This is a genomic window from Nitrospinota bacterium (genome assembly GCA_016217735.1).
GTDB lineage: Bacteria > Nitrospinota_A > UBA7883 > JACRGQ01 > JACRGQ01 > JACRGQ01.
In genome coordinates this window covers 39,440-56,935 of the sequence record JACRGQ010000046.1, presented here as the reverse complement: position 1 = coordinate 56,935, position 17,496 = coordinate 39,440, and the positions used below count along the sequence as shown (strand labels likewise).

The following is a 17,496-nucleotide window of genomic DNA, read 5'->3' as shown; positions in this document are numbered from 1 at the left end:
TGCGTGACCTGCGAAAGGATGAGGCTGTAGGGGCCGTCCGCCACGTCGGAGGCTATCTCCACCCCCCGGTTTATCGGGCCGGGGTGCATTATCAGCACGTCGGGCCGCGCGCGTTTCAGCACCTTCGCCGAGAGGCAGAAGTGCTCGCTGTATTCCCGCAGGCTGGGGAACAGCCCCTGCTGCATCCGCTCGGTCTGGATGCGGAGCATCATCACCACGTCCTTGTCCGCCACCGCCGCGCGGATGTCGTGCGTCACCTCCACCCCCAGCGCGTTCACGCCGTGGGGGAGCAGCGTGGGGGGGGCGCACACGGTCACCTCGGCCCCGAACATCTTCAGCGCGTTGATGTTGCTGCGCGCCACGCGGCTGTGCAGGATGTCGCCGACGATGGCGACCTTGAGGTTTTCCACCGTCCCTTTTTTCTCGTGGATGGTCATGAGGTCCAGCAGCGCCTGCGTGGGATGCGCGTTGGCGCCGTCGCCGCCGTTGATGACGGAGCAGCCGGCGATTGTCGCGGCGTAGGCCGGCGCGCCGGGACTGCCGTGGCGGACCACGATGGCGTCCGGCTTCATGGCGGCGATGTTCAGCACCGTGTCCTTGAACGTTTCGCCTTTGGTCACGCTGCTGGAACTGGTGGAGATGTTGATCACGTCCGCCGAGAGCCGCTTTCCGGCGATCTCGAACGAGGTGCGGGTGCGGGTGCTCGGCTCGTAGAAGAGGTTGACGATGGTTTTGCCGCGCAGGGTGGGAACCTTTTTTATCTCGCGTTCGGAAACGTCCTTGAACTTGTAGGCGGTGTTGAGCAGCCCCATGATCTCGTCCGCCGTGAGGTCGGCTATCTGGAGCAGGTGCCGCCCCCTGAATTTTTTCTCCACCGTCTCCATCAGGCGCCCTCCACCACGGCGAGGTCTTCGCCGTCGGTTTCGGAAAGTTTCACCCGCACCCGCTCGCCGCGGGCGGTGGGGATGTTTTTGCCGATGTAGTCGGGGCGTATCGGCAGCTCGCGGTGGCCGCGGTCCAGCAAAACGGCCAGTTGGATGCGCCCCGGGCGGCCGATATCCATCACCGCGTCGATGGCGGCGCGGATGGAGCGGCCGGTGAAGAGAACGTCGTCCACCAGGATGAGCGTCTTGCCGTTGATGTCGTGGCTGATGTCGGTGCGGCCGGCGTTGAGGTCCGGCCCCTTGCTCTGGATGTCGTCGCGGTAGAAGGTGATGTCCAGGCCGCCGCACGGCACGTCGACGCCGGTGATGGTTTTTATCTTGTCGGCCAGGCGGCGGGCCAGCGGCGCGCCGCGGGTGATGATGCCCGCGAGGATGATCTGGGAACAGTCGGGATTTTTTTCGGTGATCTCGTGGGCCATCCGGGCCAGTGTGCGGCCCATCTCCGGCGCGGAAAGAACGGTCTTGGCGGCGGGGGTCATGGCCGCGCTCCGGCGGCCCGTCGTGGGGCGGTGTGCATCGTGGTCTCCTTTTGTGGGCCTCTCGGAACCCGTTTAAAAAGGTTTTTAATTTATCTGAGGGCAAATTTTATCAGCTTTGCCGCGCACGGGCAACGGAAAGCATGGAGAAATTTTTTGCGCATCCGCAACCCGCTGAAAAATATGCTTGGTAGGTACACAATTCATTGTGTACATTGCCGCGTAGCGGCAACCTGTCGGCCGCGGGCCGATGACACGCAGGAATGCGTGTCCTACCAAAATCGCGCAAAAAAAAGGGGGCGGTTGCCCGCCCCCACGTGATGGCGTTGCGCCTTACGGCATTTTGAAGTAGACGATATCTCCCGGCGTGGTGGTGGTGGGGTTGTAACCGGCCACCGACTGGCCGTCCAACACCCCCTGCATGTCGATGATGGCGATGTGGGTGCCGCTGCCGCTTGCCCAGAGGGCCAGCGCGGTCTGCGTGGTATAGGTCGGGTGACCCGAAGGGGTCAGATAGGCCCCCGCGCCGTGCGGATCGTAACTGCCGTACCAGGAAACGGTCGCCGAGGTATTATCCGCGGCCGACGGCATGCTGACCGGTGTGGTGGTGACGGAAGAAAAGCCGAGCGTGGTTGCCGGGTCGGCAAGCTTGCCGACGACGAACGTGGTGCCGCCGTAACCCTTCCCCATGAAGACGAGGTGCTTCGTGCTTTCGATGGCGAGGTTGGTGTATTTGCTGAAAGTGGTGATCCGGCTGACCGCGGTGGAGGGAAGCGTGTAGCTGTAGTAGCCGTTGGCGTCCAGCGTTGTGCCGAGCGTCAGCTTCGAAAGGTCGACGAACGTCGTCCCGGTTCCTTCGTCGGCCAGCACCGCCACATGGTAGACGGTATCGACGGCGATGTGGTCGATGTAGCTGGAAACGGTAAAGAGCGCCTTGGTGGCGGTATCGGGGATGTACATGTTGCCGGTGGCCACATCCACCAGTTCCAGCGCGTTGCCGTTGGTGGAAGAATATTTCCCGCCGGTGAGGATCAGGGAGCGGCTGGTTCCGCCCAGCGTGATGGCCGGCTCGTAGCCGAAGTTCTCGTTGATCTCCACGCCGCCCTTGTTCGCCCCGCCGGCGATGGCGACGGACTTTATCTCGCGCACCTTCGCGGGGGCGGTGGAGGTTGCATAGTCGATGATCTCGAAACCGTCGCCGGTCGCCGCGACGGCGTATTTCCTGGTGGTATCCATGACCACGCCGGGGATCAGGGCGCTGCCGCCGCTCCACGAACCGGTGGTGACGGTGGCGGTGTCATAGGCCGCCACTTCCGTGGCGGTGGAAAGCTTGAAGAACGAGATGGAGGTGCTGGTATAGCTGTAGGCCAGCCCCAAATCGTTCGCCGGGTCCACCGAGGTGCCGTTCACCGGCGCGGCGGCGGCCGCCGCGGTTTTAAGCGTGGTGGTGATTTTGGTGGCCGATATGGATGTCACCGAAAGCGCTCCGACGGCCGTGCCGGTGTTGGGGAGCGTTACCAGCGATGCCTGGCTGCTGCCGGCCGTTACGCTGGCGGCTGCCGTCGGCGTGACCGCGTAGGTTGCGCCGTTATTCGAGTAAACCGCCGTGGAGCCGGAGCTTGACGCCGAACTGCCTACGGTTGCGGTCGTAGTTGTGGTGGTCGTGGTGGTGGTTGCCGCCGCTCCGCCGCCACCGCCGCACGAGGCCAAAAGGCCAACGGTTCCGATAACCGCCAGCGCCATGATAAATCCATTACGAATCTTCTTCATTTACACCCTCCTTAATATTTCGGGACCGCTAAACTTTACGATTACAGGAAATAGCTGCTTCATCCCCCCCCGGTTCGCATAATTATCATCCTTAATAGGCTCGTTACGCAATACCCCTAAAGGGTTATTTTTTGGCGGGTACACAATTCGGGAGGCGCGGAAGGATTTTTACAATCCGCGCCGGATGTGGCCTATAGGCCATCATGGGTACATCGGCCCGTGGGCCGACAGGCCTGGCGCATTGCGCCAATGTACACATTGAAATGTGTACACCTACCGGCCGTATTGGCAAAAGAGGCGGTTCTTTGCGACAATGGCGCTATATGAGACTTGGAGCCATGCCCCCAATTGCCGCCGCATTTTTATTCCGCCGCTCCCCCAGGACGGCAAATTAGCCTCGGCGCGCCGCGCCGGCTTTGACGGTATAATCTTCCGCATGACCCGCAAACGTCTCTTCATCATCGACGCCGCCGGTTTTTACTACCGCGCCTTCTACGGCCTGCGGCTCCACCTCTCCGCGCCGGACGGCACCCCCACCAACGCCGTCTACGCGTTTAACCGGATGCTGGCGAAAATCATGAAGGAGGAAAAACCCGACCTGCTGGTGGTGGCGCTGGATTCGAAGGGAAAAACTTTCCGCCACGAACTGTACGCGGACTACAAGGCGAACCGGCAGGCGATGCCCGAAGAGCTTGCCGTCCAGATACCGCTTATCGAACAGCTCATCGACGCCTATAACCTGCCGGTGCTCAAGCGGCAGGGCCTCGAAGCGGACGACCTGATAGGCCACGCCGCCCTGCACGCGGCCGATGCGGGGTACAGCGTCACCATTTTCAGCGGCGACAAGGATTTGATGCAGCTCGTCGGCGGGCATATCGCCATGTTCGACCCGATAAAGGAAAAGCCGATCGGCCCCGCCGAGGTGAAGGAAAAATTCGGCGTCGCCCCGCCGCAGGTGGCCGATGTGCTGGCGTTGATGGGGGACAGCTCCGACAATATCCCCGGCGTGCCGGGCATCGGCGAAAAAACGGCGCAGGCGCTCATCGCCGAATATCGCAGCGTGGAAAACCTGCTGGCGCACGCCGCCGGCATCAAGAAACCGAAGCTGAAGGCGGCGCTGACCGAACACGCCGATACCGCCCGCCTCTGCAAGGTGTTGGCCACCGTCAAAACCGATCTCGACCTGCCGCTGGACTACGAGGCATGGCATCAGGGGGAGCCGGATACCGCGCGGCTGGCCGCGCTGTTTGAAAAACTCGGCTTCAAGACATTTCTTGCTGAATTGGGGCAAACGTCCGCTCCGGCCGCCGGAAGGGAAACCCCGGTTCCGTCTCAAAAAGAAATCGCAAAACATTACCAAACCATCTATACGGAGGATGAACTTGCGGCGGCGGCCGCCGTCCTCAAGCACAGCGGCGGATTCGCGGTGGATACCGAAACCACATCCACAAACCCGGTGGACGCGGCGCTGGTGGGCATTTCCCTGTGCGCCAAAGAGGGAGAGGCGTGGTACCTGCCGCTGGCGCACGATTACCTCGGCGCTCCCGCGCAGCTGCCGAAGGGGGCGGCGCTGAAAATGCTCAAACCGCTGTTGGAGGATGCCGCCATCCCCAAGTACGGCCAGAACCTGAAATACGACATCACCGTGCTGGCGGGCGAAGGAATTTCCGTGAACCCCGTCGGGTTCGATACGATGGTCGCCTCCTACCTCACCGCGCCGGAAGAGCGGCGGCACGGCCTTTCATACCTCGCCCAAAAATATCTTGGGCTCGCCATGATTGAATACGCCGATGTGGCCGGCAAGGGGGCCAAGCAGGTGACGTTCAACCAGGTATCCATCGACCGCGCCGCCGAATACTCCGCCGAGGATGCCGACATGGCGTACCGCCTCACCGGCATGCTGAAAGCGGAGATCGAGGCGCACGGGCTGAACGACCTCTACTACACCATCGAACAGCCGCTTATCGGCGTGCTGGCGCAAATGGAGCAAAACGGCATAAAACTGGACGTCCCCCTCATGAAGGGCTATTCCCGCACGCTGGAAAAAAAACTCAAGGCCCTCGAAAAGGATATTCACGCCGCCGCGGGGGAGGAATTCAACATCGCCTCCCCCAAGCAGCTCTCCGCCATCCTGTTCGATAAATTGGGGCTGGCGAAGCAGCGCAAGACCAAGACCGGCAGCTCCACCGACCAGGCGGCGCTGGAAACGCTGGCGATGGAGCACCCCCTGCCGGCGCTGATGCTGCGCCACCGCGTGTTGAGCAAGCTCAAGTCCACCTACGTCGATCCGCTCCCCGAAATGGTTTCGGCCAAGACGGGGCGCATCCACACCTCGTTCAATCAGGCGGCAACCGCCACGGGGCGCCTGAGCTCCTCCGACCCGAACCTGCAAAACATCCCGGTGCGCACGGAGGAGGGGCGGGAGATACGCCGCGCGTTCGTGGCGGAAAAGGGATGCCTTCTGATTTCCGCCGATTACTCGCAGATAGAGCTGCGGATTCTGGCGCACCTGAGCGGCGATGCGCTGCTCACCGAATCGTTCAAAAACGACGAGGACGTCCACACGAGAACGGCCCGCGAGATATTCGGGGCCATCGGCGGCGCGTCCCCCGAAATGCGGCGCGCGGCCAAGGCGGTGAATTTCGGCATCATCTACGGGCAGACCGCCTTCGGGCTTGCGCGGGAGCTGGCGGTTTCCCGGCGCGAGGCGCAAGGGTATATCGACGGCTATTTCGCCCGCTACCGCGGCGTGCGGGAATTCATCGACGCCGCCATCAAGAAGGCCCACAAAGAGCGGATGGTCCGCACCATGTACGGCCGCAAGCGTTCGTTTCCCGATATCGGGTCGGTTAACCGCGCCGTGCGTGAAATGGCGGAGCGGATGGCGGTGAACACCGTGGTGCAGGGCTCGGCCGCCGACCTCATCAAAAAGGCGATGCTGGACATCGCCCCCCGGCTGGCCGCGCTGCACGCCAAAATGCTGCTGCAAGTGCATGACGAGCTGATCTTCGAAGCGCCGGAAAAAAACATTGAAAAGGTCAAAAAGGCGGTGCGGGAACTGATGGAAAAAGCCGCGCCGCTTTCGGTGCCGCTGAAGGTGAGCGTGGAATCGGCCCCCAACTGGGGCGACATGCACTAGCCGCCCGCGCGGCGGGGTCAGGCGTTGTCGGGGTTTTTTATCGCCTGTTTCCTGGCGGCGCGCTGATACCCGTCTATGAAAAAGTTGATCGAGCGGCGCACCACCTCGGACTGCGACAGCCCCAACTGCTCCGATACTTTCCGCAGCGGGTGAAGCTGCTCCGACTCAAGGTGAAACGTCCGGGCCACCATCTCCTTCTTCCGCAACCCCTGAAACATCTCCATTTTGTCCATGCCGGCCTCCCCCGCTATTTCCATGAATATGTAAAACCGGCGCGGCCAATGCCGCCGCGCGCCATAGGTGAACTAATTTATACCATAAGATAGGCAATATTGAAATGGGCGGCGGCGGGCGCGGAACGGGGTCAGAACATCTCGTCCGAAAGCGCCCCCACGTGCTCGATCCGGACGAGGGCGAGGCCCGCGATGTTCTTCACATCGCCGGCGCCGGTTTTGGGGATGAAGGCGGTGGCCATGCCCATCCGCGCCGCTTCCTTGAGCCGCTGTTGCAGCGAGGCGACGGGGCGGATCTCCCCGCCCAGCCCCACCTCGCCGATGAAGACGGAGCGTTGTTGCGCCGGACGGTTGCGGTAGCTCCCCAGCAGGGCGGCGGCGAGCGCCAGGTCGGCGCCGGGGTCGTCCACCCGCACCCCTCCGGCGGCGGAGACATAAATATCCTCGCCGTCCAGCATGACGCCGGCCCGTTTTTGCAGGATGGCGGCCATCAGGATGATCCGGTTGTAATCGAATCCCACGACGGTGCGGCGCGGATTGCCGAAGGTGGTGCCGGTGACCAGCGCCTGCAGTTCCACCAATATGGGGCGCGTGCCGGAAAGGGTGCAGGCGATCACCGAGCCGCTGACCGCTTCCGACGCGGGGGAGATGAATATGCCGCTCGGATCCTTCACCTCGCGCAGCCCCTCGCCGCGCATCTCGAACACGCCGATCTCGTGCGTGGAGCCGAAGCGGTTCTTCACCGAGCGGAGGATGCGGAAATAGTGGTCGCGGTCCCCTTCGAAATAAAGCACGGTGTCCACCATATGCTCCAGCACGCGCGGACCGGCGATGGCTCCTTCTTTGGTGACGTGGCCGACCAGAAAGGCCGGGATGCCCGACCGCTTGCAGGCCTGCATGATGAGGGCGGCCGATTCGCGCAGTTGCCCCACGCTTCCCGGCGCGGCCCCCAGCAGGGATGTGTAAACGGTCTGGATGGAATCGATGATGACCAGCGCCGGTTTCAGCGTTTCGATCTGGGCCACGATGGTCTCGACGTTCGTTTCGGGATATACCAGCAGCGGCGCGTTGCCGATGCCAAGCCGGTCGGCCCGCATCTTTATCTGCGCGGCCGATTCCTCGCCGCTGACGTAAAGCACCGCGCCCTTGAGCGCGATGGTGCCGCAGAGTTGCAGCAACAGCGTCGATTTGCCGATGCCGGGGTCGCCCCCGATCAGCACCAGCGAGCCGGGAACGATGCCGCCCCCCAGCACCCGGTCCATCTCCTCCATGCCGGTCGGCAGGCGCGTCCCCTCGCTGAGCGGCACGGATGCCAGCGGCTGGGGGCGGCTCCCCTCTTCCGCCAGTCCCCGCCGGGTTTTCAACCCCTCCGGTTTCACCGTCTCTTCAACCAGCGTGTTCCAATCGCCGCAATCGGGGCAGCGCCCCACCCATTTCGGCTGGCGCCCGCCGCAGTTTTGGCAGGCGTATGCGGTTTTAGGTTTTTTCACCGCGCCCCCCGCCACTGGCCGCTGAAAATGCCCCAGTGGATCGCGGCGCGGTAGAGGAACGGATACCAGAGGTATTGCGGCTTGCGTTTGGCGATGCAGTAACCGATATCTCCCGCCAATTCGCGCAGGGCGGCGGCCAATTCGGCAACCAGGCCGTGCGCCTTGCCCGCCGCCGCGCGGTCGGCCCCGAAGGCGCGCGCGTTGTGCAGCACCTCTTTCAGCGGGAGAAAGCTGTCCTGCATGGCGATGGCTTCCGGCACATAGACCGGCGCAACGCCGTTGCGCCAGCACCAGACGGCCGCGGGGTCGTGTACCGCCTCTTCCGGGAACGGTTTGGCCAGCAGCGCGGCGCGGCTGATGGCGCACTGGTCGATGGTGAGCGCCGCCGACGCGCCCCGCTGCGGGTAGCGCCTGCGAAGGTCTTCGATGATGAAGTAGTTGCCGCCGGGCGCGGTGATGTTCCGCCCGAAGGCGGCGTCGGCCCCGTGCGCCAATGGCGCGGTGAGCCGCTTCAGCCAGTGATCGTGCGTGGGGAGCACCCGGTCGGTGAAGAAAACGATATGGTCGTTTTCCAGGCCGCGCACAACCTCGTTGAGCCGCGCGCCGAGGGCGGGCGCGTCATCGCGGATGAGCGTTACCGCCGCCTTCGCCATCGCCGGGAGGATTTTCGCCGCGCCGCGGCTCCGGTCGATGATCGCCAGATCAAAGCCCCCTGCCTGCCGGTGCATGATGCTCCAGATGTCGGGGGAGTGGAATTTTCCGTCGGGGGGGAGAATCAGCACCGCCGCCGGTTTTTTTTGGGTCTCGGATGTCATAGCGTTATTGATTATCAGTCACGCCGCCGCATTTCACAACCGGCGAAAAAAGCCACTCCTGTCGTCCTGAGCCGGAGGCGAGGGAGCGGCGGAACAAAAAAGCGGCGGCGAAGCTTGCGGAGCCAGCCGCGTACAAGCCGCCGCGGAAATGCCCTTCAAGGGCGAAGGATCACTTTCCGGAAAGAGATTCTTCGCTACGCTCAGAATGACATGCATAAATAGTTTTTCATCAGCCCGCTAAAGGGGGAGCAGACGTTTTCCCTGGTGCGCGGGCGGGATTTTCCGCGCCACCGGAAACCGGAAACAGGTCAGCGGGTGGAGACTTCCTTCCACCAGTTCGGGGTGGCGGAAACCACTTCGCCGGATTGCTGTATCTGGTTGGCGAGGTCGAGCGATGCCTGGCCGGGAGCGCTCTTGATCGCGTACCAGTTTTCGCCGATGGCGAGCTTTTTATCGACCGCCAGCCCCTTGGCGGCGGCCCAGCCGTTCACCTGCGCGGCGGTCCAGCCCGCCTTGAAATTCACCAGCACCCCGCCCGGCAGCGCCATCAAGCGTCCGGCGGCGGAGCCCCCTTCGTGGAACACCGGCGAAATGGACGCCTTCGGGGCGGCGCTTGCCGCCGCCTTGTACGAGCCGGGCTGCACGCGGTATATCGTCGCGCCGCCGCCGCTTTTTGCGGATTGCGCGCCGGGGATGGCCGATTTCACGGCGTTCGGCGTTTGTCCGAACTCCGCCACCAGCGTATCGTCCAGCAGGAGCGCGCGTTGCCGCCCGCCGTCATAATAAAAATTTCCCGCCGGGCCGGCGGCCAGGGCGAAGGAAACGGAGAGGGCGCAGAACGCCAGCGCCGTCAATGTCATTTTCACGGTCATTGCCTGTTTCATGGCTTCAAATCCTTTATATGTTGTGTTCATGCCCCGCCTCAGTGTCCGTAGACCGCTATGTTCCAGGAGGTGAGGTTCCCGGTGTCGGCCACCAAACCGTCGCTGACCGAAAGCGTCCATGTGCCGTCGGCGGCTTCGTTGACGAGCCGCGCCACGCCGAACCGGAATCCGCCGTTGAGCAGATTGCCGCAAGCGACGGCGACGCTGTTGGCGGTGCAGCCATGCGGCAGGGTCAGCGTGCTGATGGTTCCCGCCGGACTGGTGAGGGTGATTTTCAGGTCGCCGAATTGAAGGTGATTGCTGTCCACCGTTACTTCGACGAACTCTATTTTGGAAATGCCGCTGCTTGCCAGCGTAATGGCGCTGGTGGTGACGGCGCCGTACACGGCGGAGGTGGTGCCGGTGCCGTCGGCGATTGCGGCGGCGGTGATGTTGCTCCCCGCTTTGGATACGAGTGTGGTGGCTCCCCCCACGCTGGTCCAGCCGAGCGCGGCGTTTACCGCTGCTTGCGCGTCGACTGCGCCGTAGCCGTATTTTTCGTTGATGTGCAGCGGGGTGGCCGCGCCGTTGACGCCCCACCCGGCGTCGGTGGCGTCGTTCTTGCGGGCGGTGGTGGCCAGGATTATCCGCACGTCGCGGAAGGTGAGGGCGGGGTTGGCCTCAAGAATCAGCGCCACGGCGCCGCTCACTTCGGGCGTCGCCCCCGATGTGCCGTTCATGCACTTGGTGTAGCTGGTGTCGGTATAGTCGCTGACGCCCGCGGTGGCCGCGGTGTTTGACCCCGCCGCGCCGGTGATGTCGGTGGTGGTGAGGGTGTGGGTGGAGCAAAATTCGCCGCCGTATGCGCTCACCAGAACGTTCGAGCCGGGTTCGGAATAGGAGGACTTCTGCCCCTTGTCGTCGAGAGCCGCCACGGCGATGACGCCGGCGTAGTTCGCCTGCCCATCGTAGTCGGAGCGGTCGGTGGGCGCGCCGTTGCCGCCCGCCCAAGCGTAGACGATGCCCTTATTGCTCCGGCCGGTGGTGATGCCGGTGTTGATGGCCGTCTGCCATGTGGCGCTTGATGGCTGCAAGGTGCCGGTGCCGTCCGTCGCGCCCCAACTGTTGCTGGAAACGCTGTTGGTGGTTGCGCCGCGGGTCATGGCGTCGGCCTCATTCGCGCCGACGGCGGCTTGCAGCAGGTTGTAGCCGACCAGCTTGGCGGCCATCGCCACGCCGACGCCCCCTTTGGAGTTGCCCCCCGCCGCCGCCGCGAGGCCGCCGCAGGAGGTGCCGTGGGCGCTGTTTCCGGTGATGAGGTTGCTGACGGGAGCCGCGCCGGTGAGATAATCCCAACTGTCGGCCAAAACCGCGTTGGGTGAAAGGTCTTCATGGACTATATCCAGCCTGTCGTCGACGATGGCGATGCGGACGCCGGTTCCCTTAAAGGAGGTCCATACCTTTTCCACGTTCAGGTCTTCCCCGGCGGTTCCCGCTCCACCGGCGGTTCCGGTCTGGCCGGTGTTCTTAAGGTGCCACTGGTCGGCGAAAAACGGGTCGGTCGGCGCATAGGCGGCGTTGCCGGTCACGCTGGTGACAGTCGTTGTGGTTGTGGTGGTAGTTGTTGTGGATGTCGATGTGCTGCCGCCGCCGCTGCCGCAAGCGGCAAGCGCAATGGCGGACATGGCCGCCGCGCAAAGACGAACAAATTTTTTCATTCCTGGTTTTCCCTTCAAGTTTTTATTCCGCCGAATCCGCCGCCAGCCCCAAAACCGGGCAGGCAGGTACATTTTTCATCGACAACCCGTATATGTCAATTACCTGAAAGGATAATTTTTCGGCGCGCCGGTTTTCCGGCCGATATTTGCCGCATAACACGCCGCGCCGTTCAGCCGCCGGCGGGTTCCCCGCCGTCGGCGATGAACTCCGGCATTTCGGCGGCCAGGCGCGCCACGAGTTGATCCAGCCGCCCGCGCGATCCCGCGTCCATCGCATTCGGCCCGAAGTGAAAGGCGCAGACGCAATGCGGCTCGTCCTCCCCTATTTCGTCGACCGCTCCCTCGATGCGCAGCAGCGTGGCATCCGCCGGGCCGATATCGAATGCGCCGGTCTTTCCGGCCGCCTCGAACGCGATATGCACGCGGTAGTTGCCGTACAGCGTGTGCAACGGCGCGTAGGGAAAGCGTCCCGCCAGCCCCCCCGCGCTGATGTCCAAAACCTCTCCCCGCGTTTCCTCCCCGTCCAGCGTCATCGTCAGCGTGTGGGGGGGGAGGCTGGAGTAGCGTTTCGCCTTGCGGCGCACCGCGTCGGTCCACGAGGTGCGAACCGCCATTTCCAGCTCGTCGGGCTTGAACGGCTTGAGGAGATAGCGCACCGCGCCGTGCTGGATGGCGTCGACGCGGGTGCGGTCGTCCTCATGGGAGGAGACGACGATCACCGGCATCTGGCCCAGCTTTTGGCTGTTTTTGATGAAGTCGAGCAGCACGAGGCCCGAGGTGTGGGCCAGCTCCACCGCGGTAATGACCATGTCTATTTTGAGCGCTTCCAGCAAGGCCATCGCCCGGCGGCCGTCCTCCGCCTCGTACGTGGCAACGGCGCCGAAGCGGGTCTCCAGCACGCGCCGGATCATCGAACGCGTCCACGCCGAATTGTCCGCCACGAGAATATTGAGATCCCTCATTCCCGCCCCTTTCCGCCGCCCTACTTGTCGGTGATCGACTCCGGCTCGAACGATGCCAGCCACCGTATCAGCTCGTTGAGCTTTTCTTCCACTTTCCGGTCGATGGTATTCGCGCCGAAGTTGAGCGCCACCTGGCACATCTTGTCGGTGATGGCCATGCTCGCGCTGTCGGCCTCCATCCGCACGGCGGTGCCGAACAGCGGGTTGATCGCCCACGGCTGCTTGCCCGGCCCGCTGTCGAATTCCAGCGAGAGCTGGTATTCGCCAAAAAGCTTGATGCTGTCGGTGTACTCCATTTTCACCAGCGCGCCGAGGCGGCTGATGTTTATCACCTGCGCCGAAAACGCCTTGCCCCCCACTTTCACCATCATCTGGTGCGTCGGCAACGCGGAGAACCGGTCGGCCTGCCGCTTCGCCGCGCCGTTCCACGACTTGCGGACCCGGTCTTCCAGTTCGGCGGCGGTGAACGGCTTCACCAGGTAATGGGTGACGCCGTTCTGGATGGCGGTCATGATGAAGTCGCGCCCGCCGTGCGAGGTCATCATGATAAAAGGGATTTCCTTCCAGCGGGGGGAGTTGCGCACCTGGAACAGGAACTCGTCGCCGCTGACGTTGGGCATCTCCCAGTCGGAAAGGATGATGTCGATGGATTGCCCTTCCAGCACCTTGCGGGCCTCCACGCCGTCGCCCGCCTCGAATATCTGTTTGACGCCGAGTTTTGCTTCAAGGACTTTGCGCACCAGTATGCGCAATGTGGGGGAATCATCCACCACGAGGAATTTTACATCCCGCAAAAGCCAACTCCTTAACTTAAAAAACGAAAGGCCCTGGGCGGAGCCGCTCCTCCTGATTACGCTACTTCATATTCTATCCCGTAACGGCACCCCTAAATCAAGTTTCTCTTTAACCGGCGCCGAAGGAAGATTGAGGCCCCCCCAATTCATCGTGATAGCTGCCGCGAAGTGTAATAGAATAAGCTGGCGTTAACGTACATAACCACCGTTTAAGGAGGACATCGCATGAAAAAGACCCTGCTGGCGCTTGCAATCGTCTCCATCGCCCTCGTTTCCTTCTCCGGCACCGCGTATGCCGACAAACGCAGCAACACCGGCTGCGGACTCGGCCATCTCATTTTCAAGGACTCCGGTGAAAGCCTTGTCATTCAGGTGCTGGCGGCCACCACCAACACCAGTTTCGGCACCCAGACGTTCGGCATCACCACCGGCACCTCCGAATGCGACCAGTTCGGCAAAGTGGCGCAGAACGAAAACCTGAACCGCTTCGTCTCCGGCAACATGGAAAACCTGGCGAAAGACATCGCCATGGGCAAGGGTGAAACCCTCGACACCGTGGTCGAAATGATGAACGTCCCGGCTTCGCAAAAGACCGCCGTCTACGCGAAACTGCAGGCCAACTTCGGCGCCATCTACACCTCCGACAAGGTGCAGGCCGGCGAAGTGGTCGACCGCATCTCCGCCGTCATCAACGGCTGATCCCGTTCAGCCGAAAGGGGAAGGAAATGAATAAAATTTCCTTCCCCTTTTTTATTTTGTGCGCGCTGCTCGCCGTTCCCCTTCACGCCTCCGCCGACGACGCCTACCGCGAAGAGCTGCTCCAGAAGGCGCGCGCCCTCAACCTGCACAATGAACGCTATTGGGACATCCTGCTCCACTACCAGCCGCGCGGCGGCGGGCGGAAAAGCCTGGTGGACGACCCCAACTTCTTTCTCTCCCCCCAAGGCAAGGCCAATCCGCGGGCCGAGATGGAAGCGGACATCGCCATGTTTTTCTTCCCCGCGCCGGCGGGAACCGACCCGCTCCGCTGCGAATACATCGCCCGCTACGAGTGGCTGAAAGAGCGTCTGGCGATAGACGAAACGAGGCTCCCCGGCGGCGCGTGCGCGGCGTTTGACGAATTTGTGAAGGAGGCCGATCCGCAATCGGCGGTTCTCGTGTTTCCCGCCGCGCACATAAACGGACCCGCCTCCATGTTCGGCCACACGCTGATACGGGTGGACGGCCGCCGCGAGAGCCGCCTCGTCAGCTATGCCATCACGTACGCCGCCACCGAGGTGGATACCAACGGCTTCCTCTACGCCGCCAAGGGACTGTTCGGTTTCTACCCCGGCCGCTACACCATCCTCCCGTACTATGAAAAAATCCGCGAGTACAACGACATCGGCCAGCGCGACATCTGGGAATACAACCTGAACCTTACCCGGCCGGAAGTGCTCCGCATGCTGCGGCACGCGTGGGAACTGCGCGACCGGTACGCCGACTATTACTTCTTCGACGAGAACTGCTCCTATGTGCTTCTCTTTTTGCTGGAAAGCGCCCGCCCCGCGGCGCACCTCACGGACCGCTTCCCCGTTTCGGCGCTGCCCATCGATACCGTCCGTTGGGCGCGGCGCGAGGGGATGGTAACCAGCCTCGTTTACCGTCCATCGCTGGCGACAAAAATTTTGCGCACCGAAGCCGCGTTCACCGGCGATGACGTGCGGCTGGTCAAAGATATCGCGGAAGGGAAAATTTCCCCGGAAGAGGGATTGCGGAAACCGCTGCCGAAGGAAACATTGGCCGGCATCGCCGATACCGCCGCCGACCTCGCCAACTACATGGCGGCGAAACGCGAGATAACCGAAGACGAATTCACCAAACGCTTCATCGATACGCTGCGCGTCCGCACCACGCTGGGGCCGGCGGCGGACAACACGGCGGCCGCGCCGCCGCCGCCCGACGAAGGGCACGAATCGGCGCGCCTCGGCATCGGCTTTGGCGCGCGCGGCGGCGCGCGGTTCGCCGAATTCCGCTGGCGTCCCGCCAACCACGACCTGCTCGACCCCGATGAAGGCTACCTGCCGGGGGCGCACATCGATTTTCTCGGCGCCACCCTGCGCGCCTACGACGGCGGACGGGAAGAACGCCTCCGGCTGGAAACGATGGATTTTGTGAACATCACTTCGCTCTCCCCCTTTAACCGCTTTTTCCGCCCCACATCGTGGAAGGTTAATTTCGGCCTCGCGCAAGGAACATTCGCGGACGGGAGCGAGGGAATGACCTTCCGGCTCAACCCCGGCGGCGGTTTGGCGGCGCAATGGGGAAATGCATTGTCGTACGCGATGGTGGAAACCGAGATACGCTACGGCGAGGGCTATGAGGACCGCTACACGCTGGGAATGGGCGGGGGAGTTGGCGTTTTGTGGCCGGTGACCGCCCGCTATAAAATCCATCTGCGCGGCAGGGCGCTCGATTTCTGGGTGGGAGACAAGCACAAGGCATACGAAGCGGCGCTGGAACAGCGGCTCACGCTTGGCGGCAACGCCGCCCTGAAACTGTTTTTGAACTACGCGAAGGTGTATGGCGTGGACCGCAACGAAGCGCTGCTCGCGCTTGACGTCTATTTCTGACCCGCTTTATTCACGATACGGCGGGCATGGCAACACAACCGGCTTGATGAAATAGGCCCGCGAAATTCCATTGATTTTAAGAAGGCTGGTCTATATACTGGTCTAAAGCCACAAAATGCATTGCGGGGGAATATTATGAAGAGGGAAATCGGGTCATATGAAGCTAAAACCAAGCTTCCTGAACTGCTCAGGCTGGTAAAAACCGGACAGCGGTTTACCATCACCAACCGGGGGGAAGCTGTCGCGGACCTGATTCCCAGTTTGGGCGCGAAGGCGAAGGACAAGGTTGCGGCGGTAAAGAAACTCAAGGCGTTCATGCTGGCTGACCCGGTGCGGGGAGTAAATATCAAGGCTCTCGCTGAAGATGGCCGCGCATGAGTTTCGTCCTGGATAATTCGGTGACGATGCGTTGGTTTTTTGGCGACGGCAAACCGCACGAACTTGCGTATGCCGGCAAAGTGCTTGATGCGATGAAAAACGGCAACGCCATCGTGCCCGTAACCTGGGGACTTGAGGTGGCAAACGTCATTGCCGGGGCGGAAGCAAAAGGCCTGGTGACTGAAGCGCGAAGCGGCGCTTTTCTTGAGATGCTGGAAGGCGTGGGTATCGAGGTGGACGCGGCCACATTTCCGCGCGCGCTGGCCGATACCCTTCAACTGGCGCGGCGATACAAACTATCCTCTTACGATGCCTCCTACCTGGAAGTGGCCTTGCGGCTGGGCTTGCCGCTGGCCGCCCTGGACGAAGATTTGCTGAAAGCCGCAAAGAAAGCCGGCGTGAAAAAGTTTGGTTGAAGTTCCAAAACGAGGTGAAGTGTAAAGTCCCCTTCAAGGGGACTGGGAACAACGAAAGCCGAAATGGGAGAAACTATCATCGGGACCGCCGTAGTTCCGGTAGGCCGCGCGCAGAGGACCCGCACTATTGCCCCACGAACCGCCGCGACAAACCCGTTCCTCTTTTTTATCGTTATACCAACTGTCCGTCCATTCAGACACGTTACCGCTCATATCGTACAAGCCCAGGCCGTTAGGCTTTTTCTTGCCCACAGGGTGTGTTTTACCAGAAGAAAATAAGCTCATCCCCCCACCGCCGGAATTATCTTTATACCAGGCATAGTCACCCAGTTCGCCCTCATTGCTCGTCCCGGCATAGATTTCGCCCTTCCCGCCGCTGGTTGCCGCATACTCCCACTCCTGCTCCGTCGGCAGACGCTTCCCCACCTTCGTGCAATAGGCTGCCGCTTCGTCCCAAGTCACCTGCTCCACCGGGCATGTGGGACAACCTTGGAACTTCGATGGATTGCTTCCAATAACCCGCTGGTACGCCTCCTGCGTTACCTCCGTCTTGTCCATAAAAAAACCGCCGTCCCCATGTTTTACAAATACCATTCCCTCAGGCGCGGACGGCGCGGCTTTCGCTGGGGCGGGCGCCGCCGCTTGCGCCTGCGGCGCGGCGGCCTGCCCCGAAACTATCCCCTGCAGGGAGCGCATGGCGGCAAAATCATCGCAGTTTTGACAGGGAACGTTCTTGGACAACACCACCGTGTCCTCGATCACGTTCTGTATCTTCAGCGAAAGCATGAAACCGCCCGCCATCTTCTTCACGTTGCAGACGGCGATCAATTCCGTCTGGAATTCCATGGCGATGTCCTGCAGGCACTTCGTGTCGTCGCACTCTTTC

At 62.3% G+C, this 17,496-nt stretch carries 16 protein-coding genes; 5 read left to right on the top strand and 11 right to left on the bottom strand.

What is annotated here, in order from left to right:
* The 3 genes from HZA03_07880 to HZA03_07870 all read right to left on the bottom strand — a co-directional run.
* Window positions 1–884, bottom strand: an 884-nt coding sequence (locus HZA03_07880; protein MBI5637872.1) for an aspartate carbamoyltransferase catalytic subunit, incomplete at its 3' end; no start/stop codon positions are given.
* Window positions 884–1,423, bottom strand: a complete 540-nt coding sequence (gene pyrR / locus HZA03_07875) for a bifunctional pyr operon transcriptional regulator/uracil phosphoribosyltransferase PyrR (protein ID MBI5637871.1) — start codon at window positions 1,421–1,423, stop codon at window positions 884–886. The genes HZA03_07880 and pyrR, both read right to left, overlap by 1 nt.
* Before the next feature lie 330 nt (window positions 1,424–1,753).
* A complete protein-coding gene (locus HZA03_07870; protein ID MBI5637870.1) occupies window positions 1,754–3,190 on the bottom strand; it encodes a hypothetical protein in 1,437 nt (478 codons plus the stop codon).
* Between the two features lie 436 nt (window positions 3,191–3,626).
* On the opposite strand from HZA03_07870, the gene polA reads away from it, so the two are divergent.
* Window positions 3,627–6,329: a DNA polymerase I gene (gene polA, locus HZA03_07865; GenBank protein MBI5637869.1), complete on the top strand. Its 2,703-nt coding sequence runs from the start codon at window positions 3,627–3,629 to the stop codon at window positions 6,327–6,329.
* Window positions 6,330–6,346: 17 nt separating this feature from the next.
* Here the strand turns inward: polA and HZA03_07860 are convergent, their stop codons facing one another.
* From HZA03_07860 to HZA03_07830, 7 genes are all read right to left on the bottom strand, one after another.
* Window positions 6,347–6,562, bottom strand: coding sequence for a hypothetical protein (locus HZA03_07860; GenBank protein MBI5637868.1), 216 nt, complete (start codon window positions 6,560–6,562; stop codon window positions 6,347–6,349).
* A 131-nt stretch (window positions 6,563–6,693) separates the two neighbouring features.
* Window positions 6,694–8,052 carry a DNA repair protein RadA gene (gene radA, locus HZA03_07855; GenBank protein ID MBI5637867.1) on the bottom strand — a complete coding sequence of 453 codons (1,359 nt, stop codon included), beginning with the start codon at window positions 8,050–8,052 and terminating at the stop codon, window positions 6,694–6,696.
* Window positions 8,049–8,867, bottom strand: coding sequence for a hypothetical protein (locus HZA03_07850; protein MBI5637866.1), 819 nt, complete (start codon window positions 8,865–8,867; stop codon window positions 8,049–8,051). Before HZA03_07850 ends, radA begins: the two co-directional genes overlap by 4 nt.
* 308 nt (window positions 8,868–9,175) lie before the next feature.
* On the bottom strand, window positions 9,176–9,781 hold the full coding sequence (locus HZA03_07845) for a hypothetical protein (protein MBI5637865.1): 606 nt from the start codon (window positions 9,779–9,781) through the stop codon (window positions 9,176–9,178).
* Window positions 9,782–9,789: 8 nt separating this feature from the next.
* The gene (locus tag HZA03_07840; GenBank protein MBI5637864.1) at window positions 9,790–11,448 is read right to left on the bottom strand and encodes a S8 family serine peptidase; all 1,659 of its coding nucleotides are present in this window, start codon (window positions 11,446–11,448) and stop codon (window positions 9,790–9,792) included.
* Between the two features lie 170 nt (window positions 11,449–11,618).
* Complete coding sequence (locus HZA03_07835) at window positions 11,619–12,410, bottom strand: response regulator (protein MBI5637863.1); 792 nt, start codon at window positions 12,408–12,410, stop codon at window positions 11,619–11,621.
* Between the two features lie 20 nt (window positions 12,411–12,430).
* Window positions 12,431–13,204 carry a response regulator gene (locus HZA03_07830; GenBank protein MBI5637862.1) on the bottom strand — a complete coding sequence of 258 codons (774 nt, stop codon included), beginning with the start codon at window positions 13,202–13,204 and terminating at the stop codon, window positions 12,431–12,433.
* A gap of 225 nt (window positions 13,205–13,429) precedes the next feature.
* Between HZA03_07830 and HZA03_07825 the strand changes: the two genes are divergently transcribed.
* The 4 genes from HZA03_07825 to HZA03_07810 all read left to right on the top strand — a co-directional run bounded on the left by HZA03_07825 (window position 13,430) and on the right by HZA03_07810 (window position 16,610).
* On the top strand, window positions 13,430–13,903 hold the full coding sequence (locus HZA03_07825) for a DUF3015 family protein (protein MBI5637861.1): 474 nt from the start codon (window positions 13,430–13,432) through the stop codon (window positions 13,901–13,903).
* Window positions 13,904–13,929: 26 nt separating this feature from the next.
* A complete protein-coding gene (locus HZA03_07820) occupies window positions 13,930–15,816 on the top strand; it encodes a DUF4105 domain-containing protein (protein MBI5637860.1) in 1,887 nt (628 codons plus the stop codon).
* Window positions 15,817–15,951: 135 nt separating this feature from the next.
* On the top strand, window positions 15,952–16,194 hold the full coding sequence (locus HZA03_07815; protein MBI5637859.1) for a type II toxin-antitoxin system prevent-host-death family antitoxin: 243 nt from the start codon (window positions 15,952–15,954) through the stop codon (window positions 16,192–16,194).
* Window positions 16,191–16,610 carry a type II toxin-antitoxin system VapC family toxin gene (locus HZA03_07810; GenBank protein ID MBI5637858.1) on the top strand — a complete coding sequence of 140 codons (420 nt, stop codon included), beginning with the start codon at window positions 16,191–16,193 and terminating at the stop codon, window positions 16,608–16,610. Before HZA03_07815 ends, HZA03_07810 begins: the two co-directional genes overlap by 4 nt.
* A gap of 33 nt (window positions 16,611–16,643) precedes the next feature.
* Here the strand turns inward: HZA03_07810 and HZA03_07805 are convergent, their stop codons facing one another.
* Window positions 16,644–17,411, bottom strand: coding sequence for a formylglycine-generating enzyme family protein (locus HZA03_07805; GenBank protein ID MBI5637857.1), 768 nt, complete (start codon window positions 17,409–17,411; stop codon window positions 16,644–16,646).
* Window positions 17,412–17,496 lie beyond the last annotated feature (85 nt).

Excerpts from the sequence above, each read along its gene's own strand:
- pyrR (MBI5637871.1), bottom strand. The coding sequence starts at position 1,423 with ATGACCCCCGCCGCCAAGACCGTTCTTTCCGCGCCGGAGATGGGCCGC.
- HZA03_07870 (MBI5637870.1), bottom strand. The coding sequence starts at position 3,190 with ATGAAGAAGATTCGTAATGGATTTATCATGGCGCTGGCGGTTATCGGA.
- polA (MBI5637869.1), top strand. The coding sequence starts at position 3,627 with ATGACCCGCAAACGTCTCTTCATCATCGACGCCGCCGGTTTTTACTAC.
- HZA03_07860 (MBI5637868.1), bottom strand. The coding sequence starts at position 6,562 with ATGGACAAAATGGAGATGTTTCAGGGGTTGCGGAAGAAGGAGATGGTG.
- HZA03_07850 (MBI5637866.1), bottom strand. The coding sequence starts at position 8,867 with ATGACATCCGAGACCCAAAAAAAACCGGCGGCGGTGCTGATTCTCCCC.
- HZA03_07845 (MBI5637865.1), bottom strand. The coding sequence starts at position 9,781 with ATGAACACAACATATAAAGGATTTGAAGCCATGAAACAGGCAATGACC.
- HZA03_07840 (MBI5637864.1), bottom strand. The coding sequence starts at position 11,448 with ATGAAAAAATTTGTTCGTCTTTGCGCGGCGGCCATGTCCGCCATTGCG.
- HZA03_07835 (MBI5637863.1), bottom strand. The coding sequence starts at position 12,410 with ATGAGGGATCTCAATATTCTCGTGGCGGACAATTCGGCGTGGACGCGT.
- HZA03_07825 (MBI5637861.1), top strand. The coding sequence starts at position 13,430 with ATGAAAAAGACCCTGCTGGCGCTTGCAATCGTCTCCATCGCCCTCGTT.
- HZA03_07820 (MBI5637860.1), top strand. The coding sequence starts at position 13,930 with ATGAATAAAATTTCCTTCCCCTTTTTTATTTTGTGCGCGCTGCTCGCC.
- HZA03_07815 (MBI5637859.1), top strand. The coding sequence starts at position 15,952 with ATGAAGAGGGAAATCGGGTCATATGAAGCTAAAACCAAGCTTCCTGAA.
- HZA03_07810 (MBI5637858.1), top strand. The coding sequence starts at position 16,191 with ATGAGTTTCGTCCTGGATAATTCGGTGACGATGCGTTGGTTTTTTGGC.
- HZA03_07805 (MBI5637857.1), bottom strand. The coding sequence starts at position 17,411 with ATGGCGGGCGGTTTCATGCTTTCGCTGAAGATACAGAACGTGATCGAG.